The organism is Burkholderia guangdongensis (assembly GCF_013403875.1).
GTDB lineage: Bacteria > Pseudomonadota > Gammaproteobacteria > Burkholderiales > Burkholderiaceae > Burkholderia > Burkholderia guangdongensis.
Map to the genome: position 1 here is coordinate 19261 of NZ_JACBNX010000008.1, position 19877 is coordinate 39137.

The 19877-nt window shown below is 65.2% G+C and carries 19 protein-coding genes; 3 read left to right on the top strand and 16 right to left on the bottom strand.

Features of this window, described 5'->3' with window-relative positions; genetic code table 11:
* Positions 1 to 105 precede the first annotated feature (105 nt).
* The 5 genes from HZI36_RS09415 to HZI36_RS09435 form a co-directional block, all read right to left on the bottom strand.
* Complete coding sequence (locus HZI36_RS09415) at positions 106 to 1812, bottom strand: protein kinase family protein (RefSeq protein ID WP_179402383.1); 1707 nt, start codon at positions 1810 to 1812, stop codon at positions 106 to 108.
* Positions 1784 to 2545, bottom strand: coding sequence for a hypothetical protein (locus HZI36_RS09420; protein ID WP_179402384.1), 762 nt, complete (start codon positions 2543 to 2545; stop codon positions 1784 to 1786). The genes HZI36_RS09415 and HZI36_RS09420 overlap by 29 nt, the downstream gene beginning before the upstream one ends.
* 7 nt (positions 2546 to 2552) lie before the next feature.
* A complete protein-coding gene (locus tag HZI36_RS09425) occupies positions 2553 to 3386 on the bottom strand; it encodes a vWA domain-containing protein (protein ID WP_179402385.1) in 834 nt (277 codons plus the stop codon).
* A 307-nt stretch (positions 3387 to 3693) separates the two neighbouring features.
* Complete coding sequence (locus HZI36_RS09430; protein WP_179402386.1) at positions 3694 to 4497, bottom strand: M91 family zinc metallopeptidase; 804 nt, start codon at positions 4495 to 4497, stop codon at positions 3694 to 3696.
* 307 nt (positions 4498 to 4804) lie between these two features.
* Positions 4805 to 5179, bottom strand: a complete 375-nt coding sequence (locus HZI36_RS09435) for an integrase arm-type DNA-binding domain-containing protein (RefSeq protein ID WP_246327029.1) — start codon at positions 5177 to 5179, stop codon at positions 4805 to 4807.
* Positions 5180 to 5386: 207 nt separating this feature from the next.
* Here HZI36_RS09435 and mutS point away from each other — a divergent pair, with 207 nt between their 5' ends.
* Positions 5387 to 8074, top strand: coding sequence for a DNA mismatch repair protein MutS (gene mutS / locus HZI36_RS09440; RefSeq protein ID WP_425485213.1), 2688 nt, complete (start codon positions 5387 to 5389; stop codon positions 8072 to 8074).
* A complete protein-coding gene (locus tag HZI36_RS09445) occupies positions 8055 to 9332 on the top strand; it encodes a hypothetical protein (protein WP_179402388.1) in 1278 nt (425 codons plus the stop codon). Before mutS ends, HZI36_RS09445 begins: the two co-directional genes overlap by 20 nt.
* Here the strand turns inward: HZI36_RS09445 and HZI36_RS09450 are convergent.
* Positions 9312 to 9857, bottom strand: a complete 546-nt coding sequence (locus HZI36_RS09450; protein ID WP_179402389.1) for an FKBP-type peptidyl-prolyl cis-trans isomerase — start codon at positions 9855 to 9857, stop codon at positions 9312 to 9314. The genes HZI36_RS09445 and HZI36_RS09450 overlap by 21 nt on opposite strands.
* Positions 9858 to 9891: 34 nt before the next feature.
* Between HZI36_RS09450 and HZI36_RS09455 the strand changes: the two genes are divergently transcribed.
* Positions 9892 to 11112, top strand: a complete 1221-nt coding sequence (locus HZI36_RS09455) for a cupin domain-containing protein (protein ID WP_179402390.1) — start codon at positions 9892 to 9894, stop codon at positions 11110 to 11112.
* A 322-nt stretch (positions 11113 to 11434) separates the two neighbouring features.
* On the opposite strand, the gene HZI36_RS27215 is transcribed toward HZI36_RS09455, so the two are convergent.
* From HZI36_RS27215 to HZI36_RS09500, 10 genes are all read right to left on the bottom strand, one after another.
* Positions 11435 to 11566 carry a hypothetical protein gene (locus HZI36_RS27215; RefSeq protein WP_281376262.1) on the bottom strand — a complete coding sequence of 44 codons (132 nt, stop codon included), beginning with the start codon at positions 11564 to 11566 and terminating at the stop codon, positions 11435 to 11437.
* A gap of 159 nt (positions 11567 to 11725) precedes the next feature.
* The gene (locus tag HZI36_RS09460) at positions 11726 to 12502 is read right to left on the bottom strand and encodes an MBL fold metallo-hydrolase (RefSeq protein ID WP_179402391.1); all 777 of its coding nucleotides are present in this window, start codon (positions 12500 to 12502) and stop codon (positions 11726 to 11728) included.
* 4 nt (positions 12503 to 12506) lie between these two features.
* Complete coding sequence (bamC, locus tag HZI36_RS09465; RefSeq protein ID WP_179402392.1) at positions 12507 to 13652, bottom strand: outer membrane protein assembly factor BamC; 1146 nt, start codon at positions 13650 to 13652, stop codon at positions 12507 to 12509.
* Positions 13653 to 13771: 119 nt separating this feature from the next.
* Complete coding sequence (dapA, locus tag HZI36_RS09470) at positions 13772 to 14674, bottom strand: 4-hydroxy-tetrahydrodipicolinate synthase (protein ID WP_179402393.1); 903 nt, start codon at positions 14672 to 14674, stop codon at positions 13772 to 13774.
* Positions 14675 to 14718: 44 nt separating this feature from the next.
* On the bottom strand, positions 14719 to 15354 hold the full coding sequence (locus HZI36_RS09475) for a class I SAM-dependent methyltransferase (protein ID WP_179402394.1): 636 nt from the start codon (positions 15352 to 15354) through the stop codon (positions 14719 to 14721).
* Positions 15355 to 15420: 66 nt separating this feature from the next.
* Positions 15421 to 16623 carry a tryptophan--tRNA ligase gene (locus HZI36_RS09480; protein WP_179402395.1) on the bottom strand — a complete coding sequence of 401 codons (1203 nt, stop codon included), beginning with the start codon at positions 16621 to 16623 and terminating at the stop codon, positions 15421 to 15423.
* An 8-nt stretch (positions 16624 to 16631) separates the two neighbouring features.
* Positions 16632 to 17294: a site-2 protease family protein gene (locus HZI36_RS09485; RefSeq protein WP_179402396.1), complete on the bottom strand. Its 663-nt coding sequence runs from the start codon at positions 17292 to 17294 to the stop codon at positions 16632 to 16634.
* 72 nt (positions 17295 to 17366) lie between these two features.
* A complete protein-coding gene (locus HZI36_RS09490; protein WP_179402397.1) occupies positions 17367 to 17999 on the bottom strand; it encodes an L-threonylcarbamoyladenylate synthase in 633 nt (210 codons plus the stop codon).
* A gap of 69 nt (positions 18000 to 18068) precedes the next feature.
* Positions 18069 to 18899 carry a 3',5'-nucleoside bisphosphate phosphatase gene (locus tag HZI36_RS09495; RefSeq protein ID WP_179402398.1) on the bottom strand — a complete coding sequence of 277 codons (831 nt, stop codon included), beginning with the start codon at positions 18897 to 18899 and terminating at the stop codon, positions 18069 to 18071.
* An 83-nt stretch (positions 18900 to 18982) separates the two neighbouring features.
* On the bottom strand, positions 18983 to 19870 hold the full coding sequence (locus tag HZI36_RS09500) for an alpha/beta fold hydrolase (protein WP_179402399.1): 888 nt from the start codon (positions 19868 to 19870) through the stop codon (positions 18983 to 18985).
* Positions 19871 to 19877 lie beyond the last annotated feature (7 nt).

Below are 19877 nucleotides of genomic sequence, written 5' to 3' on the forward strand. Positions count from 1 at the left end.
TGCCGTCCGATGGCGAATCCGTGTGAGGCCGGCAACTATCCGTCGAGATTCTGCGTGCGGCCGTCGCCAATCAAATGCATTTTCGCAATCACCCGTGGCGGACTTTCAACGGAACAACCAGCTAAACAACCTTTGAAGCAGCCCTCGCTGCGACGGGCGCTGCCCGGCGCCGATGGATCTGCCAGCCGTCGAGCTGGTCGGCGCTTTCGATCGCGAGCCGGGCGATGCGGGCGGCGGTGTTGGGCGCGTCGTAGGCGGAGGAGCCGAAGATGCGCGGATGGCATTCAATACGCTCTGGTTAGGCGAAACGCGCGCCGGCGGCGAAGCTGGTCGCGGCGGTGTCGGTCGCGATGAGGACGGCAGCGAGGGCCGCGCCGCCTGCATTGCGTCTTTCGAGCGCGAGCTGCCTTGGACCTTGCCAAGGATCTCGCGATTGGCAGCAATGTCTCGCGAGGCCGGCGCGCCGGCCTTCGGTCCGGCCAGACGCCAGCGCGCGTCGGCTTCCGAAAGGAGTGTCATTTGGCCAACTGCGGTGACGTTGATGGATACGTGCGAATAGCGATATTTTTTACTCTCGAACGGTGGCTCCATCAAGCCGATGACGCTAACCCATTTGCCAACCCAAGAATCGTCTGGCTTTGTGCGCAGCGTGTCAAGGCCGTCGCTCCATATTGCGATCTTGAAAATACGGCCCCGCCATGGTCCGAAATTTACGAAGATGTAGGGCTTGCGATTCCTCGCCACATCATTCTTCACTTCAACGATCTTGCCAATCACTTCGACCTTGTTGCCCACCCGCAGCAAGCAAGCCTCGTATTCGGTCGCGGAGAGAACTTCATACGCCCCAATGTATCCTACCCTCGACTTGCCTTCGGCCATCTTGCCGGTGAGTACAACGCTCGCCGGGAGTGGCGGCATGTTTCTGCCCGCGATGAAGTCGGCCAAAGTCGGGGCCTTCTGCATCGGCGACGCGCAGATTGCAGCAAACGCCTTGGCTTTTTGCGCCAACCCCGCCTTTGACGCGAGAAGCGCAAACCCCGGCGACGAACTGGGATCAATGAAATCGCTCGCACGAAATACGATTGCGTCGATTTCCGAGTTCGTCTTTCCCCAAATCGACGGATCGGTTCGGAGGGCCTCAATCGACAGCCATAAGGAAATTAGCGAGAAGCGATCGAGCGTCGAGTCGAACGGGTTGGCGTCTTTGCGGCCTGGGTGTTGAAAATTGACGTGTCCGAGCTCCGCGCTGCCGAGATCCTTTATCTCGTCAATCCACATGCCGTCGTAGTCGATCAGTTGGACGCTCATGCCCCCGCTGGACACCATTAGGTTGCCCGTCTGGATGTCTCCGTGAGCGATGCACTCCTTTTCGAGAAACACGGACAATGATTCAAGCGAAGAAGCAAGCGCTCCGAGGGCTTGCGGGGACCCGTGATTGTCCTCGAGGAACTCACCGAGCGTCTCGCCTTTCGCCCATGCCATTTTGACGATCGGATATTCTCCGCCCTCGACGCGGATTCCTTTTTGCTGGAATTGGAAGTCGAGAAAATACGGCGAACGCATGGCAACTAGACGCTTGGAGATGGCTGTGTATCGCCGTTCCAACGCCTTCGACTCTCGATGGAAGCAGCGCACGGCGTATTTTTTTGACCCCGCCGTGATGGTGTAGGTCAGCGCGAATCCGCCGCTAATGGCAAGGGGAAGCCCCATGCCTGTAGTCCCCACCCTCCCGCCTTTAAGCTCAGGGTCGGTCAGCCACATCGAGTGGTTGTTGAAGGCGTTGTTATATTGCTCGAGAGACGGATAGGCCATCGCGCGCTTCGCGTTCAAACGAGAGAACGAGCAACGTCGAGTCGTCGACTCGCATGCGCCTCGTTGCGCGCTCCCTCAACACCAATTCAGCCAGTTGCTCCTCGCGTCTCAGCGATGCCAGTTCGAGAAGCCCGTCGCAGTTCTCGCGCGCCGAGCGAAGCGCCCACTCGCCCAATGCGTCTGTCATGCACAAGAGCCGAGGAACGTTCAATTTGTCGAGGTGGAGCGTCGTGCCATGCCGCGTCCAGAAATCGCCCGCGTCGAGAAAGCCGTTGTGGCGACGGATGGTCGACAGCAACGACGGACGCTCTTGAAACCGCTCGGGGTCGTCGAACGGCCAAGCGCAAACCAGCCGATCTTCGTCGATCAACAGCGCGATGCTGTCTCCGACGGCCAGCAGCTCCACGGCGTGGTGATCGGCGAGATACTCGCCACCCAACAGGGTGGCGAAGCTGCCGCGCTCGAAGGCCGCCTGCTTCGACCAGGACATCGACGAAAAGTCATGCGCTGCCTCGTAGTTCGCGAGAGCGTCGTCGACCCACGCCGGGTTCACGCCTGGATCATCGACAAAGCGATTTGCCAACAATTTGGCCCACAACTTCGAATCGAACGAGTCGCTCGCGCCATCCGAGAGCGCGAAGCGGTTCGAGCCAACCGGAATCGCGAGCGCGTCTTCGTTGGCTTCCGGGCTACCGAGCTCCTTCGGAACGCTGCCGGCGAACTCCTGTCTCATCGTGATATCAACGCAATTGCGCGGCGCGGGTTCCGATGTCGAAGAACTGGACAATCTCCGCAGCTTCGGCGTTGAAAGTAAACCCTCGCGCCTCCATGGCGATTGCGGCGCCGTCGTTTTGCGCGAAGCGAATCAGGTGGTCGGGCAACGGGCTCGACATCCGGAACAGCAGTTTCGCGAAGCTGTCCGGCAACCCCGATTCAGCCGACGGGAAGCTGATCGGGTTGTGCCCAAGCGTGCTCGCGTGGAGATTGAAAAGAAGCACTTCGCCGTCATTCGTGCGGATTTGCCGAACGTGGCTGGCAAGCTCCTCGGGATCACCGTCCGTGGATTCGCCGTCGGTCACGTGGAGGATCGTCGGCGGGTAGCTGTCGGGGTGAGCGTCGCACCAAGCGACGAGCTCCTCGGCGGCCCGAGTCAGCGCTGCACGCATCGGCGTTCCGCCCGTGGCGACCGGATCAAACCAAACTGGAAACTTGACCGTCGTTTCGACGATGCCACCCGCTCCGTCATCCTGCTTGCGCTTGCGATCTTCGATTCTCGACGGATTTTGCTCGAATGCCGAGATAGGATGCAGGATTTGTGATCCGAGCGCGCCCGACAATCCGTTCGACACGCCGTTGCCGTTGTATCCGATAACGCCGACGTCGAAGTAGTCTCGAACCCCTTCGGATTTTGTGCAGCGCGTCACCAAATTCATCAGCGTGCGATTGAGCGCGTCGGCGACAAACTCCGCCTTGCTCTTGCCTGAGGACATTTTGTCCGACATCGAGCCAGACTGATCGACGACAAACAAAAATGCGGTCGGGCCGTTGCGGCTGATTTGCGCTTCGTATGTCATTGTTTGTCTCCCATAGGGTCGCCAAATCATACCAGCCGGATTGTTTTGTCTCAAACAGCTTTGCTATGAAATAGCCAACATCGCTTTTTAGGGCCGTTTTGGCGGCGGCGAACCGATACCCCAAGCGGATCGGCCGCCGCTCGATCGTTTGAACAATCGATCGCGTTTGGCCTTCAATTATGCGAATTGATTCAAGTCGACAGCCGGCCCGGTGCATCACTCCACATGCTTAAAATTTAACTACCCAACCGTTCACGGAAAGGGGTCAACTTCAAGGGGCACTCCCTCCAACACTCGAACGACATTTTTATAGCTTGTACTCGGTGGTGAGCGGAAGCTTTAATTCGGCCCTGAATCGGTTTTCGCAAATCTCCGGTAAATCGCCCACGTTCGTCGTATCGAACGATTTATTTCCCACTTTTCCACAGCCAACCGTCAGGTTTTCTTCTTCTTGCCTGGTCCGTATCGCGGTTCCCGTCAGATAGTGCAGTGCATGAATGAGTTCGTGAGCCAATCCTACGTGCGGCGGTATATACCCACCACTCGGCCCGAATGCAGCCAATGATGGCTGCCAACAAATAATGGCTGTCGCGCCTCCTCCGGCCTTACCATCGTCGGCATAAAACGCGGAGTCGCTGCTTGAGCTGCTGACTTCCGACGAATTCACATTTCGCATCGAGCGAATCGCCGCCGATTTTTCGTCTGTGCTTATCGATTGCATACCCTTCATCCAGGCATCGTAGCGGTCTTTTCCATTCGGAAGTGGCTCGACATCGCCGCACCAACGCCTCGTGCCGGGCGGCAACATATCTGCACCGTCGATCCGATCACCTTCCCCATATCGAGGCTCGATCATCACTTTAACCGCCGCCAATACATTGTTTCCCGTCTCGATTGGAAAGCGGGATGAAGGATCCGACTTGGCAATGGCATCGAGTAGCTTCTTGCCGACCTCCATGGCATGAATATACTCAAGCGAGCACTTGACTTCGAGGTTCCAATAGTCCATTTGGACATCGATTGACGATTGCTTGTCGCCGTTGCCGAGCCGCCACTTTCGCACGGCAATGAAATCGAATTGACCCGAGAGCTGTTGCCAGTAGTAGGGCATAGGCGAACCTCATTCAACCAATTCTCTCCGCACGATTCTCCGCGTGGCCGATGGCACATGGCACGCAGCCGCAAACCAGACGCCGCCATATCTTAGCAGTAGTCTGCAGCATGCTCGACCGATATGGGAAACCACATTTGACCTGAACGAAATGCGTGCGGCCCCGCGCGTCTCTATGAGGCGACGCATGGAATACAGCACATCCGCCAATGCTGCAGCCCTGACAATCGAATGTTCAACACTGACCGACCCCGGACCCATAATACCGTCGCGACGCTTGGGCGGCTTGGCGACGCGCGCCCGTCTCTTATGAGCTTCCCCAGAAATTTCGCCTTCCAAGAGGTCTGAGGTTTCCTCGGTTTTTCGCCTTCCTGTGCCGCTCGACGTGCCCCTCGAGATAGCCCCGACAAACTTGCCGCAGTGTCGGCGAATGCGCCTGCTGTACCATATCGCCGACAGTGCTTTTGCTTAGCCGTCTGGCTAGTACCGGATCGTTGCCGGATTTGCGATCATCTTTCAGGTGTTCCCACGCAACGACGGCCGCAGCCAACGACAGCGCGGGCCACTCGCCGATTTTGATTTGACGCATCCGTTCGTCGACGGGCGACTTGAAGCGATAGACCCAGGCCCAACGAGTCTGGGTTGCTTTCAGGCGCAGCCCGGGACAGCCGTCGATGCTCATGTATGTACCCGGCAAAAGCTGCTTTGCCCTGCGTGCGTCGAATCTCATCGGCCCTCGGCGTAACTTTCTGCTAACGCCAGTAGCATGCCGGCGTAACTTTTTTTGTCTTACAAATATGAAGAGTTATGCTTACGAACGAAATTTAGCAAGATGTCGCGACGCGGGGGAGTTCGATCGCGAAGGCCCTCGAATGGACGGAAAGCGTTGATGGATAAGGACGTGCAGGAAATCACAAAATCAAAACAGCAGCTGACAGAAGCTGCTGTCAGCAATCACACGCCGATGATGCAGCAATACCTGCGCATCAAGGCCGACCACCCCGACACGCTCGTCTTCTACCGGATGGGCGATTTCTACGAGTTGTTCTTCGACGACGCGGAAAAGGCCGCGCGCCTGCTCGACCTGACCCTCACGCAGCGCGGCGCGTCGGCGGGTAATCCGATCAAGATGGCCGGCGTCCCGCATCACGCGGTCGAGCAGTACCTCGCGAAGCTCGTGAAGATGGGTGAATCGGTCGCGATCTGCGAGCAGATCGGCGATCCGGCAACGTCGAAAGGCCCGGTCGAGCGCAAGGTCGTGCGCGTCGTCACGCCGGGCACGCTGACCGACGCGGCGCTGCTGTCCGACAAGAACGACGTCTACCTGCTCGCGACCTGCAGCGGGCACAACAAGCGCGGCGTCGCGGTCAACATCGGCCTCGCGTGGCTGAATCTCGCGAGCGGCGCGCTGCGGCTCGCCGAGATCGCGCCCGACCAGCTCGGTGCCGCGCTCGAACGCATCCGCCCGGCCGAGATCCTGACGCCCGACGCATCGGCCGACGCGATTGCACCGGGCACCGGCACGATCCGGCGCGTGCCGGACTGGCACTTCGACGTCGCGTCGGGCACGCAGCGCCTGTGCGATCAGCTCGACGTCGCGAGCCTCGAAGGCTTCGGCGCGCATTCGCTGACGAGCGCGTGCGGCGCTGCAGGCGCGCTGCTGCTGTACGCGGCGGCGACGCAGGGCCAGCAGTTGCGGCACGTGCGCAGCCTCAAGGTCGAGAACGAAACCGAATACATCGGACTCGACCCGGCCACGCGCCGCAATCTCGAGTTGACCGAGACGCTGCGCGGCACTGAATCGCCGACGCTGTACTCGCTGCTCGACACCTGCTGCACGACGATGGGCAGCCGGCTCCTGCGCCACTGGCTGCATCATCCGCCGCGCGCGTCGGTCGCCGCGCAGGCGCGCCAGCAGGCGATCGGCGCGCTGCTCGACGCGCCCGCGCACGCGAGCGTCGACACGCTGCGCAGCGCGCTGCGGCAGATCGCCGACGTCGAGCGGATCACCGGCCGCCTCGCGCTGCTCTCCGCGCGGCCGCGCGATCTGTCGAGCCTGCGCGACACGTTCGCCGCGCTGCCGGCGCTGCGCGAGCGCATCGCGCCGATCGTCGGCGATGCGGATTCGCTCGCGCGACTCGATGGCGCGCTCGTGCCGCCCGGCGAGTGCCTCGATCTGCTGACGAGCGCGATCGCCACCGAGCCGGCCGCGATGGTGCGCGACGGCGGCGTGATCGCGTGCGGCTACGACGCGGAACTCGACGAGCTGCGCGACATCTCGGAAAACTGCGGCCAGTTCCTGATCGACCTCGAGGCGCGCGAGCGCGCGCGCACCGGCATCGCGAACCTGCGCGTCGAATACAACAAGGTGCACGGCTTCTACATCGAGGTCACGCGCGGCCAGACCGACAAGGTCCCCGACGACTACCGCCGCCGTCAGACGCTGAAGAACGCGGAGCGCTACATCACGCCCGAGCTGAAGACGTTCGAGGACAAGGCGCTGTCCGCGCAGGAGCGCGCGCTCGCGCGCGAACGCTCGCTGTACGACGGCGTGCTGCAGGCGCTGCTGCCGTTCATCCCCGAATGCCAGCGCGTCGCGTCCGCGCTCGCGGAGCTCGACCTGCTCGCCGCATTCGCGGAGCGCGCCCGTGCGCTCGACTGGGTCGCGCCGAGCTTCAGCGACGACATCGGCATCGAGATCGAGCAGGGCCGCCATCCGGTCGTCGAGGCGCAGGTCGAGCAGTTCATCGCGAACGACTGCCAGTTGACCGCCGATCGCAAGCTGCTGCTGATCACCGGCCCGAACATGGGCGGTAAATCGACGTTCATGCGGCAGACCGCGCTGATCGCGCTGATGGCCTACGTCGGCAGCTACGTGCCCGCGCGGTCCGCGCGCTTCGGCCCGATCGACCGGATCTTCACGCGAATCGGTGCGGCTGACGATCTCGCGGGCGGACGCTCGACATTCATGGTCGAGATGACCGAAGCGGCCGCGATCCTGAACGATGCGACGCCGCAGAGCCTCGTGCTGATGGACGAGATCGGCCGCGGCACGTCGACGTTCGACGGCCTCGCGCTCGCGTGGGCGATCGCGCGTCATCTGCTCTCGCACAATGGCTGCTACACGCTGTTCGCGACGCACTACTTCGAGCTCACGCAACTGCCGAGCGAATTCCCGCACGCGGCAAACGTGCATCTGTCCGCGGTCGAGCACGGGCATGGGATCGTGTTTCTGCACGCGGTCAACGAAGGCCCCGCGAACCAGAGCTACGGCCTGCAGGTCGCGCAGCTCGCCGGCGTGCCGGCGCCGGTGATTCGCGCGGCGCGCAAGCATCTCGCGCATCTCGAGCAGCAGTCCGCCGCGCAGCACACGCCGCAGCTCGACCTGTTCAGCGCACCGCCCGTGCTCGACGATCTCGAATGCGCGGACGACGTGCCGCGCGCGAGCGCACCGCATCCCGCGCTCGAAAAACTGCGCGCGATCGATCCCGACGATCTGAAGCCGCGCGACGCGCTCGACCTGCTCTACCAACTGCGCACGCTCGTCCAGTCGCACGATGCCGACGAACACGCGTGAGCGCGGGGCAGTCGGCCTGCAGGCGCGGCTCGCGGCCGCGCTGATCGCGGCCGCGTCGTTCGCGCTCGCGCAGTCGGGCGCGCAAGCCGCGCCCGCACGCGGCAGCGACACGCGCTATTCGTTCGCGGTCGTGTCGGGCGCGATCGAATCGCCCGGCGACGAAGCGTCCGCGCAACGGATGTTCGAAGCGATCGCGCGCGATCGCAACGTCGCATTCGTCGTCTACACGGGGAATCTGAAAGGGCCGAACGAAGCGTGCCGCGATTCGCTGTATCTGCAGCGCGGCGCGATCCTCGCGGTATCGCGCGTGCCGATCGTGTTCGTTCCCGGCCACGACGACTGGATCACGTGCGGCACGGCCGCCGGCGGCTCGTACGATCCGGTCGAGCGCCTCGATTTCCTGCGGCAGACGCTGCTGACCGATCCGTCGTCACCGGATCCGAATGCGCCGCCAATCACGCGGGAAAGCGAAGTCCCCCGCTTCCATCCGTATAGGGAGAATGCACGCTGGATGCACGACGACACGGTGTTCGTCGCGCTCAACGTGCCGGCGCCGAACAACCATTACCTGACCGCCGGCGGACGCAACGGCGAGTTCGAGGATCGCGTGATCGCGAACGGCTTCTGGATCGAGCATTCGGCTGAATATGCGAAGCGGCGCGGCGCGCGTGCACTCGTGATGTTCTTCGAAGGGAATCCGCAGTTCGACCGCTACGAGCGCGCGGAGCGCTTCGCATGGCTGCGTTTCAGCCGGCCGCGAGGGCGCGACGGCTTTCATGAATTGAAACGGAGCCTGGTGAAGGCCGCGTCGATTTTCCGCGGCCCGATCGTCATCATTCATGCGGACAACGAAACGCTGCCGTACGGCTTCGCGATCGACCGCCCGCTGCATGCCGACAACGGGGAACTCGTCGGCAACGTGACGCGCATCGCGATCGGCCCGCGTCAGCCCGCGAATCAGTGGATACGCATCGCGGTGAACCCGGTGCTGCGAACGCCGTTCAACGTGAGCCTGCAGGAAGTGCCGAGGAATCTGCCGGTGCCGCCCACCCTGCCGACGGTTCCGCGCGACGAGACACCGCTGCCGCAGATGCCGGAAATCCCGGCGCTGCCCGCGCTGCCGGATTCGTCGTCGGTCGCGCCGCCGCTGCCGGGCGACGGCGCGGCAGCGAGCAGCGGCTCGTCCGCGCCGGGGCCGGCACCGCTGTCCGCCCCGACGCCGGGCGTGCCGGCGAGTTCAGTGCAGCGTGGGCCCTGACGGCTTGTCGTCGTCCTCGTCTTCGTCGTCCTCGTCGACGATTTCGAGCCCTTCCGCGCCGTGCGCGTGCTCATGCTCGATCTCGTCCTCGGTCGCTTCGCGCACGTCCTTGACGGTCAGCGAGAAACGCAGCGCCATCCCCGCGAGCGGATGGTTGCCATCGAGCACGACCTTGTCTTCGGCGACGTCGGTCACCGTGTAGATCAGCGCATCGACTTCTTCGTCGCCGTCCTCGGGCGTGCCTTCGAACTGCATGCCCACCTCGAGCGGCTCGGGGAAACGATCGCGCGGTTCGATCTTCACGAGTTCGGGATCGTAGTCGCCGAACGCGTCCTGCGGTTCGAGCTGAATCTGCGCCTCATAGCCAGGCTCGTGACCGTCGAGCTGTTCCTCGATCTTGGGGAACGTGCCATCATAGCCGCCGTGCAGATAGACCATCGGCTCGTCGCTTTCCTCGATCAGATTGCCTTGCGCATCCGACAGCTTGTAAGCGACCGAAACGACGGTGTTTTTTGCGATCTTCATCCAATTCTCTCCCGAATACAAAGCACATTATACGATGCGCAAGTCCCAAGCCGAACCGTCGGCCGATGCATCCGCCGCGTGCGGCGCGCCGCCGCCCGATATGCCGACTCCGCTGCTCGGCGGCCTCACCCCGGCCCAGTTCATGCGCCGCTACTGGCAAAAGAAGCCGCTGCTGATCCGCCAGGCGATTCCGGACGTCGTGCCGCCGATCTCGCGCGATGCGCTGTTCGCGCTCGCGGCCGATTTCGACACCGAATCGCGTCTGATTACGCATTTTCGTAACAAGTGGCAACTGGCGCACGGACCGTTCGACGACGGTGCGCTGCCGCCCGTCACGCGCCGCGCGTGGACGCTGCTCGTACAGGGCCTCGACCTGCACGACGACGCGGCGCGCGCGCTGCTCGACAGGTTCCGTTTCGTGCCCGACGCGCGCCTCGACGACCTGATGATCTCGTATGCGACCGACGGCGGCGGCGTCGGTCCGCACTTCGATTCGTACGACGTGTTCCTGCTTCAGGTGCACGGCAAGCGCCGCTGGCGCATCGGCGCGCAGCGCGACCTGTCGCTGAAGCCCGGCGTGCCGCTGAAGATCCTCGAGCATTTCGAGCCGACCGACGAATGGGTGCTCGAGCCGGGCGACATGCTGTACCTGCCGCCGCACATCGCGCACGACGGCATCGCCGACGGCGAATGCATGACGTGCTCGATCGGCTTCAGGGCTCCGGCCGCCGGGGAATTGGGCGCGCAGTTCCTCTACCATCTCGCCGAGCGCGGCAACCTGCGCGACGGCGCGCTCGGTGACGACCTGTATCGCGACCCGAAGCAGCCCGCCGTCGCCGCGCCCGCCGAGCTGCCGCCGGCGATGGTCGAGCGCGTCGCGGCGATCGTCGGCGAGATCGCGTGGCGCAAGCGCGACGTCGCCGCGTTCCTCGGCTGCTACCTGAGCGAGCCGAAGCCGAACGTCGTGTTCGAGCCGCCGGCGCGTGCGCTGTCGGCCCAGGCATTCGCGGCGCAGGCGGCAAAGCGAGGCCTGCGGCTCGACAGACGCGCCGCATTGTTGTATAACGCGCGCTCGTACTTCATCAACGGCGAGGAGAATGTGCTCGACCGGACGGCCGATTGGCTGCCCGATCTGGCCAATCGGCGCCGCATGGAGGCGAAACGCTTTGTAACACTATCCGGGGCTCCGTCGGTGACAGCCTTGCTGCACGAGTGGTATTGTGCGGGCTGGATACGGGTCGGTGACCGGGATTAGTGTGACTTGGTCCGTATGCCCATACAAGTCAACATTTGTATGGGAAAGACAACGTATTGACCCCGCATTGGTCGACGGTCGATAGGAAAGTGCATATAATTTCCGCCCAAGCCGTAGGGAAGATTCACGCTCTAGAAGTGCGTCTCCACCAGCGGCCCAGGTCGGTGTTGGAGCACATTACCGGTATTGTTTCGCGCTGTTGCTTACCTTTAACCATAAAAGGACGTGATCATGAAGAAATCCCTCCTCGTAGCTTCCCTGTTGGCTGCTGTTGCTCTGGCTGCTTGCAACAAGAGCGCCGATCAAGCTGCTTCGTCGGCTGCTAGCGACGCATCGGCTGCCGCATCGTCGGCTGCTTCGTCGGTTGCTGCTGCTGCGAGCGACGCGACGGCTGCTGCTTCGTCGGCTGCTGCAAGCGAAGCGCCGGCTGCTGCTGCGAGCGATGCTGGTGCATCGGCTGCTGCTCCGGCTTCGGGCGCGAGCCAGTAAGTCTCAGCATCAAGCTGAAAAAAAACCGGCCCGAGGGGCCGGTTTTTTTTACGTCCTGCGCTTCGACACCCGTCCGAAGCGCGCTACGGGCCGTCGCGCGGCCCGTAGTGCCCGTGGCGCCCCCTCACCCGAGGCTCAGCCAGTCGAAGCCCGCGTCCTGCGACGCCACGATCACGTCGCTGCCGTCCGTGCCGAGCACGGCCGCAAAGGCCTGCGACGCCAGTTCCGGACGATTGTTCTGCTGGCTCAGATGCGCGGCAACCAGATGCCGAAGACGGCTACGGTCGAGCGACGCGAGAATGCCCGCCGCCGCGTCGTTGCTCAGATGCCCGTGGTTCCCGCCGATCCGCGCTTTCAGCGACTTCGGATAGCGGCTCGCGGCCAGCATCGCGACGTCGTGGTTGGATTCGAGCACGAGCGCGTCGCAGCCGCTCAGCACCTCGGCGATATGCGGCGTCGACGTGCCGACGTCGGTCAGCACGCCGAGACGGTGTCGGCCATCCATGAAGACGAATTGCAGCGGCTCACGGGCGTCGTGAGGGACGGTATAGGGCAGCACCTCGAGATCACGAATCCGGACCGTCTCGTCGCCCCATAGCACGTGCAGATCGACGCCCGCGTCGTCGGCGCCGACCGCGCGCGCGGTGCCCCAGCTCGTGTAGACCGGCAGCGACGCGCGCCGGGCGAGCGTCAGCGCGCTGCCGACGTGGTCGCTGTGTTCATGCGTGATCAGGATCGCATCGAGATCGTCGACGCAAAGATGGAGACGGCCGAGCCTGCGCTCGACCTCCTTCGCGGAAAAGCCGCAGTCGAGCAGCACGCGCGTCGTGGTCGTGCCGCTCGACGCAACGACTACGAGCGCGTTGCCCTCGCTGCCGCTGCCGAGGCTCGCGAACCGCACGCGCTCAGTTCAACTGCGCGTGGAGCAGCGAAATGATCCGCTGGGCGTCCGACGAGTTGTCGACCTGGCCGTTCGCGTCGACGACGGCGATCTGCGTGCCGCCGCCGTTCTCCCCGCGCACGTTGACGATGAACTCCTTGCCCGGCTTCGCGGCCTTCGGGCCGCTATAGAACAGCTTGCCGAACAGGCCGTCGCGCTTGAGTTCCTGCATCGAATCCGCATAGCGGACGTAATAGAGCCCTTTCTCGCGGTCGCGGTTGTCGACCGTGAAATTCGTGCGGTCGAGCGCGATGCCCACGCGCAGCCACGCGCGATCGAACGATTCGGCGAGTTGCAGCGTCGCCACGCCGGCGCTCGTGTCGGCAACCTGGGCCGGCGTCGTCGCGGGCCGCGCGTCGGTCAGCAGTTGCTTCGCCTGCGCTTCGGTCAGGCCGAGCTTTTGCGTCAGCTTCGTCAGGAACACGGCCTCGAGCACCGGATTGCGCGGACGCTCCTCCCAGCGCGACGTCGTGCCGCCCTGCGGGCCGACCATCATTTCCTCCATCGCGCTGTGCGTGATCGAGATGTCGGTGTTGCCGTCCGCCGTGCGGCTCACGAGCGTGCGGAAGCTGTCGCGCGTGCCCGAATCGTAGACGAAGTCGACGACCTTGCCGATCGTGCGGCGGAACCAGTCGTCGGGAACGTTCGCGCGGTTCTCGGCCCAGTCGGTGACCAGGATGCCGGTCGCCGGCGCATCGGTCTTCAGCGTGAAGCCGTTGTCCTGCCAGAATTCCTTCAGCTGCGGCCACAGTTGGTCGGGCGTGCGGCCGTCGACGACGAGCCAGCGCCGGTCGCCGTCGCGCTCGATGTGCATGCCGAGCGGATCCTGCACGCTCGGCGCGCCTTCCGTCGCGTTGCCGGCCGCCGTCATCGTGCGCTGCGGCAGCGTGCCGAGCCCCGCGCCGGTCGGCGGCGCCGCGTACTGCGGCTTGAGCGGCACGGCGGTCAGATCGTTCGGCACCGCGAGCGGCGGCGCGGAGCCGGTCGCCTTGTAGTTGACCTTGTCCGGGGCCAGATAATCGTTCAGCGTGTCACAGCCGGCGAGCGCGCCCAGCGCAAGCGCCACCGTCGAAATCTGGATGGCGCGAGAGGAAAAGGCGAAACGTTTCATGGAGTCCTTCGTCTTGCTAGAACGCTCGTCACGAGCGGCGCCGGACAGAGCCGGCCGGTGCGGTGCGGGTTGATCGTGCGGGGTGAACGGCGGCCGGGCGTGGCCGCCGCGGATATCGGTCAAAGAATGCCAGCCTCGGCGAGCGCCGAGCGCACCGCTTCGTGGCAGCCCGCGTCGAGCGGCGTGAGCGGCAGGCGAATGCCGCCCTGCATCTTGCCCATCGCCTGCAGCGCCCACTTCACCGGGATCGGGTTCGCCTCGATGAACAGATTCTTGTGCAGCGACAGCAGCTTCAAGTGCAGCTCGCGCGCGGTCTTCGCGTCGCCCGCAAGCGCCGCGCGGCACAGTTCGCTCATCGCGCGCGGCGCGACGTTCGCGGTGACCGAGATGTTCCCGTGGCCGCCGAGCAGCATCAGCGCGATCGCGGTCGGATCGTCGCCGCTGTAGATCGCGAAATGTTTCGGCGCGCCCTTGATCAGCCACGCGGCGCGATCGATGTTGCCCGTCGCCTCCTTCACGCCGACGATGCCCGGCACCTGCGCGAGGCGCAGCATCGTGTCGATCGACATGTCCGCGACCGTGCGACCCGGCACGTTGTACAGGATCACCGGCAGGTCGACCGCCTCGGCGATCGCCTTGAAGTGGCGATATATCCCTTCCTGCGTCGGCTTGTTGTAGTACGGCACGACCTGCAGCGTCGCGTCCGCGCCGACCGCCTTCGCGCGCCTGGTCAGCTCGATCGCCTCGGTGGTCGAGTTGCCGCCCGCGCCCGCGATGATCGGGATTCGTTTCGCCGCGTGCTCGACCGCGGTCTCGATCATCAGAACGTGTTCCTCGACCGAAAGTGTCGCCGATTCGCCGCTGGTGCCGACCACGACGAGCGCATCGGTGCCCTCTTCGATGTGCCAGTCGATCAGTTTGCGGAATGCCGGCAGATCGAGACTGCCGTCTTCGAGCATCGGGGTGACGATCGCGGGCATGCTGCCGCGGAATTGAATGCCGTCTTGGGTGCCGTTAGCCATGAAAAGCGATTGATTTAGAACCGGTAAATGTCGATTGTAGCGGATTAGCCAGTCAGTACGTAACGCGGAAATCCCGCCCCCGCCGCAACGTCCGCCGGCGCGCGCACCGCGCAGATCCGCTGGACGAACGCGTCGCGCGGCGCCGCGAGGAAACCGTCCTCGAACGCGACGACGCGCAACCGGCCCCGCACCGCGTCCAGCAGCTCGCCCGGCGCGAGCAGGAATGCCGGATTGGACGGCTTTCCGACCGTTTCGTTTCCGCGCGCGAACGTTTCGTAGATCAGCACGCCGCCCGGCGCGAGCGCGTCGATCAGATGGGGCCAGAGCGGGCGATGCAGATAATGGGTGACGATCACGGCCGCGAACCGCGCGTCCTGCACGCCCTGCACGCCCTGCGCGTCGGCCGGCAGCGGCCACGGCGCGCCTTCGAGGTCGGCCTCGCGCGCGTCGACGCCCGGGATCGCGCGCAGCGACGCGAGCGCGCCCGGATCGCGATCGAGCGCGACGACCGGATGGCCGCGCGCGGCGAACCAGCGCGCATGGCGCCCGCCGCCCGCGGCGACGTCGAGCACCGCGCCGCCCGGCGCGACCAGATGCGCCCAGCGGGCGACCCAGCGCGACGGCTCGGCGAGTGCGCCGTGCGCGGCGGCGGCACTGGCGATGGCCGGTTCGTGCGTCATGTCGGGCTTCGCCGGACCGCCCCCTCGGGGGACAGCGAACGAAGTGAGCGTGGGAGCCGTTTCACGTCAGCTGTACGACAGCCCCATCGCCTCGCGCACGTCGCGCATCGTTTCCGTCGCGTACTTGCGCGCCTTGTCGCAGCCGTCGGCGACGATCGCGCGCAGCAGCGACGGATCGTCCATGTACTTCTGCGCGCGCTCGAGCATCGGCTGCTGCTCGCGCAGGATCCCTTCGATCACCGGCTGCTTGCAGTCGAGGCAGCCGATGCCCGCCGAGCGGCAGCCCTGCTGCACCCATTCGTGCGTCGCGTCGTCCGTGTAGACCTGATGCAGCTGCCAGACCGGGCACTTGTCCGGATCGCCCGGATCGCTGCGGCGCACGCGCGCCGGATCGGTCGGCATCGTGCGGACCTTCTTCGTGATCGTCTCCGCGTCCTCGCGCAGCCCGATCGTGTTGCCGTACGACTTCGACATCTTCTGGCCGTCGAGGCCCGGCATCCGCGACGCGGCGGTCAACAGCGCCTGCGGCTCGACGAGGATGATCTTGCGCGCGCCTTCGAGATAGCCGAACAGCCGCTCGCGGTCGCTCATCGACAGGCTCTGCGATTCCTGCAGCATCGCGCGCGCCTGCTCGAGCGCCTCGTCGTCGCCTTCCTGCTGATACGCGTTGCGCAGTTCGTGATAGAGCTTCGCGCGCTTGCCGCCGAGCTTCTTCGCGGCGTCGTTCGCCTTCTCCTCGAAGTCCGCCTCGCGGCCGTACAGATAGTTGAAACGGCGCGCGATCTCGCGCGTCATCTCGACGTGCGGCACCTGATCCTCGCCGACCGGCACGAGCGAGCCGCGATACAGCAGGATGTCCGCCGCCATCAGCACCGGATAGCCGAGGAAGCCGTACGTCGACAGATCCTTGTCCTTCAGCTTCTCGATCTGCTCCTTGTACGTCGGCACGCGCTCGAGCCAGCCGAGCGGCGTGCTCATGCCGAGCAGCAGCGCGAGCTCCGCGTGCTCGGGCACCTTGCTCTGGATGAACAGCGTCGCCTGCGCGGGATCGATGCCCGATGCGAGCCAGTCGATCAGCACTTCCCACACGTTCTTCTCGATCACCTCGGGCGTCTCGTAGTGCGTGGTCAGCGCGTGCCAGTCGACGACGCAGAAGAAGCACGGGTACTCGGACTGCAGCTTCACCCAGTTTTTCAGCACGCCGTGGTAGTGGCCGAGATGCAGCGACCCGGTGGGACGCATGCCGGAAAAAATACGGTCTGGGAACATGATTGTCGTTAGAAAAGCGAAGCGAGAGGAGTCAGGATCGCGTTCAGCACGTCGTAGCCGATGTTGACGAGCGGACGCAGCCAGAAATTCGTCAGCACGCCCGTCCCGACGAGCACGAGCACGACGAGGAAGCCGTACGGCTCGATGCGCGACAGCGCGATCGATTGCTTCGGCGGCAACAGCGCCGCCAGAATGCGGCCGCCGTCGAGCGGCGGCAGCGGAAACAGGTTCAGCACGCCGAGCACGAGGTTCGCGCTGACGCCCGCGCGCGCCATGCCGGTGAAGAACGGTTCGTCGATCGCCGCCGCGTGCAGCGCGATCGCCACCACACCCCAGACGAACGCCTGCACGAAGTTGCACGCCGGCCCGGCGAGCGACACCCACAGGCTGCCCCAGCGCGGATCGCGAAGGTTGCGGAACGTCACGGGAACCGGCTTCGCGTAGCCGAACAGGAACGCGCCGCCGGTCAGGAAATACATCACGAGCGGAATCGCGATCGTGCCGATCGGATCGATGTGGCGCATCGGATTGAACGACACGCGCCCCATCATGTAAGCGGTGTTGTCGCCGAGCAGGCGCGCGGCGTAGCCGTGCGCGGCCTCGTGCAGCGTGATCGCGAAGATCACCGGCAGCGCGTAGACGACGATGGTCTGTATCAGGGAAGCATCCATAACGGACTATTGTAACAAGCGCGCTGCATGGTGACGGAAGGTGACGGAAGGCGACGGAACCGCCCGGGCCGCTCACGCGGCGTCGAGCCCGAACGGCGCGAGCGGCCCGCGCCCGGCGCGCACGAGTTGCGGCGCGTCGCCGGAAAGGTCGATCACGGTCGACGGCTCGCGCGGGCACGCGCCGCCGTCGATCACGAGGTCGACCTGCTTCTCGAGCCGCCCGCGGATCTCGTCCGGATCGTTCAGCGGATCGTCGTCGCCCGGCAGGATCAACGTCGTGCCGAGCAGCGGCTGCCCGAGCGTCTCGAGCAGCGCGAGCGTGATCGCGTGGTCGGGCACGCGCAGCCCGATCGTCTTGCGCGACGGATGCGACAGCCGCCGCGGCACCTCCTTCGTCGCCTGCAGGATGAACACGTACGGCCCCGGCGTCACCGACTTGATCTGCCGGAATTGACGGTTGTCGACCATCGCGAAGTTCGCGAGCTCCGACAGGTCGCGCACGAGCAGCGACAGATGCTGCTTCTCGTCGAGGCCGCGAATCCGGCGCACGCGCTCGACCGCGTCCTTGTCGTCGAGATGGCACGCGAGTGCGTAGCTGGAATCGGTCGGCAGCGCGATCACGCCGCCATCGTTGACGATCTCTACCGCTTGCTTGGTCAGGCGCGGCTGCGGATTGTCCGGATGGATCCTGAAAAATTGGGACATGGGGGCACGTTGTAATGGAGGGAACGGGCGCATGCCAGGCGGCGCTCGCCGCCCGCGCACGCGGCGACGTCAGAGCCAGCGTTCCCAGACCGGCGTCAGGTCGGCGGGCAGCGGCGGCAGGCTGCCGAGGTCGACTCGCCCCTCGCCCGGCGCGTGGAAATCCGAACCGCGCGACGCCTCGAAGCCGAAGCGGCGCGCGACGTCCGCATATTCGCGATACTGATCCGGCGTATGGCTGCCGGTCACGACCTCGATCGCGCGGCCGCCGAGATCGATGAACTCGCCGAAGAACGCGTCGAATTCGACCGGCGTATAGCGATAGCGGCCCGGATGCGCGACGATCGCCTCGCCGCCCGCGCCACGGATCCAGCGCACCGCGTCTGCGAGCGTCGCCCAGCGGTGCGGCACGTAGCCGGGCTTGCCGTCGCCGAGCAGGCGGTCGAACACGTCGGACGTCGATTGCGCGTGGCCGCTCTCGACCAGAAAGCGCGCGAAATGCGTGCGCGACACCAGATCGGGATTCGACACGTATTTCAGCGCGCCTTCATACGCGCCCGGAATGCCGATCGACGCGAGCTTCTCGCCGATCGCCTCCGCGCGGGCCGCACGGCCGTGGCGCGTGCGGTACAGCCCGTCGACGAGCGCCGGGTCGGCCGTGTCGACGTGCAGCCCGACGATATGGACCGTGCGCGACGCCCACGTCACCGAGATCTCGACGCCCGTCAGATAGCGCATGCCGAGCGCTTCCGCTTCACGGCGCGCGTCCGCCTGGCCCCCGACCTCGTCGTGATCGGTCAGCGCCCACAGCGTCACGCCGCCCGCATGCGCGCGGCGCGCGACGTCGGCAGGCGCAAGCAGCCCGTCGGAAACATTCGAATGGCAGTGGAGATCGGCGTTCATTGTCAGCATCGCAGGTAAGCCCCCATTCTACTGCAACGCGGCAATCCCGCCGCCGCCGGCGGGGGGCGTCGCGCCGGGCGCGCCTACGCGCAGAACGCCTCGATCAGCGCCGCGATCTGCTCCGGCTGATCGTGATGCACCATGTGGCCCGCGTCCTCGACGTGCTTCTCGCGCCAGTCCGGGAATGCGTCGAAGCGTGCCTTGAATGCGTCGATCGGCACCTTGCCCGCGAGCGACGCGAGCGTCGCCGAATCGGCCGCCTCGACGTGCAGCACCTTCGCGCGCACCTGCGCCCAGACCGCCATCACCTCGTCGAGCCGGTACAGCAGCGGGCCGCGCATCTTGTGCGCCGGGTCGGCGAGCAGGTGGTAGCGGCCGTCGTCGCCGCGCCTCGCCCAGTGCTCGGCCAGGAACGCCGCGCGGTGCGGCGCGAGGCGTGGATTGGTCTTCGTGAGCCGGGCCGCGACGTCGGCGAGCGACGCGTAGCTGCGCAGCGTCGGCGGCTCGCGCAGTTCGTCGAGCCAGCCGTGCAGCCGGCGCGGCGACTGCTCGGGCCGCGTCGCCGGCATCCCGAAGCCCTCCAGGTCGACCACGCGCCGCACCCGCTCGGGCCGCACGCCCGCATACAGGCAGACGACGTTCGCGCCCATGCTGTGCCCGACCAGATTGACTTCGCCGGTCGGCGCGTAATGATCGAGCAGGCCATCGAGGTCGCCCAGGTAGTCGGAGAACCAGTATTGGCCGCCGTGCTGCGCGACCGGCCAGTCGGACAGGCCGAAGCCGCGCGCGTCCGGCGCGATCACCTGCCAGTCGCCCGCGAGCGCATCGACGACGAACTGGAACGACGCCGACACGTCCATCCAGCCATGCAGCATGAACAGCGTCGGCGCGTCCGGGCGGCCCCAGCGCCGCACATGCAGCGTCACGCCGCGGACCGTGACGAAATCGGAGAAAGCATTCGTGGAGTGCATCGCAACC

Bases quoted from the DNA above. Each gene is read 5' to 3' on its own strand.
- HZI36_RS09435 (WP_246327029.1), bottom strand. From the start codon at position 5,179: ATGAGCATCGACGGCTGTCCCGGGCTGCGCCTGAAAGCAACCCAGACT.
- HZI36_RS09485 (WP_179402396.1), bottom strand. From the start codon at position 17,294: ATGGATGCTTCCCTGATACAGACCATCGTCGTCTACGCGCTGCCGGTG.
- mutS (WP_425485213.1), top strand. From the start codon at position 5,387: ATGGATAAGGACGTGCAGGAAATCACAAAATCAAAACAGCAGCTGACA.
- HZI36_RS09475 (WP_179402394.1), bottom strand. From the start codon at position 15,354: ATGACGCACGAACCGGCCATCGCCAGTGCCGCCGCCGCGCACGGCGCA.
- HZI36_RS09425 (WP_179402385.1), bottom strand. From the start codon at position 3,386: ATGACATACGAAGCGCAAATCAGCCGCAACGGCCCGACCGCATTTTTG.
- HZI36_RS09490 (WP_179402397.1), bottom strand. From the start codon at position 17,999: ATGTCCCAATTTTTCAGGATCCATCCGGACAATCCGCAGCCGCGCCTG.
- dapA (WP_179402393.1), bottom strand. From the start codon at position 14,674: ATGGCTAACGGCACCCAAGACGGCATTCAATTCCGCGGCAGCATGCCC.
- HZI36_RS09450 (WP_179402389.1), bottom strand. From the start codon at position 9,857: ATGAAGATCGCAAAAAACACCGTCGTTTCGGTCGCTTACAAGCTGTCG.
- HZI36_RS09445 (WP_179402388.1), top strand. From the start codon at position 8,055: ATGCCGACGAACACGCGTGAGCGCGGGGCAGTCGGCCTGCAGGCGCGG.
- HZI36_RS09415 (WP_179402383.1), bottom strand. From the start codon at position 1,812: ATGGCCTATCCGTCTCTCGAGCAATATAACAACGCCTTCAACAACCAC.
- HZI36_RS09430 (WP_179402386.1), bottom strand. From the start codon at position 4,497: ATGCCCTACTACTGGCAACAGCTCTCGGGTCAATTCGATTTCATTGCC.
- HZI36_RS09420 (WP_179402384.1), bottom strand. From the start codon at position 2,545: ATGAGACAGGAGTTCGCCGGCAGCGTTCCGAAGGAGCTCGGTAGCCCG.
- bamC (WP_179402392.1), bottom strand. From the start codon at position 13,652: ATGAAACGTTTCGCCTTTTCCTCTCGCGCCATCCAGATTTCGACGGTG.
- HZI36_RS09455 (WP_179402390.1), top strand. From the start codon at position 9,892: ATGCGCAAGTCCCAAGCCGAACCGTCGGCCGATGCATCCGCCGCGTGC.
- HZI36_RS09480 (WP_179402395.1), bottom strand. From the start codon at position 16,623: ATGTTCCCAGACCGTATTTTTTCCGGCATGCGTCCCACCGGGTCGCTG.
- HZI36_RS09500 (WP_179402399.1), bottom strand. From the start codon at position 19,870: ATGCACTCCACGAATGCTTTCTCCGATTTCGTCACGGTCCGCGGCGTG.
- HZI36_RS27215 (WP_281376262.1), bottom strand. From the start codon at position 11,566: ATGCACCAGCATCGCTCGCAGCAGCAGCCGGCGCTTCGCTTGCAGCAG.
- HZI36_RS09495 (WP_179402398.1), bottom strand. From the start codon at position 18,899: ATGAACGCCGATCTCCACTGCCATTCGAATGTTTCCGACGGGCTGCTT.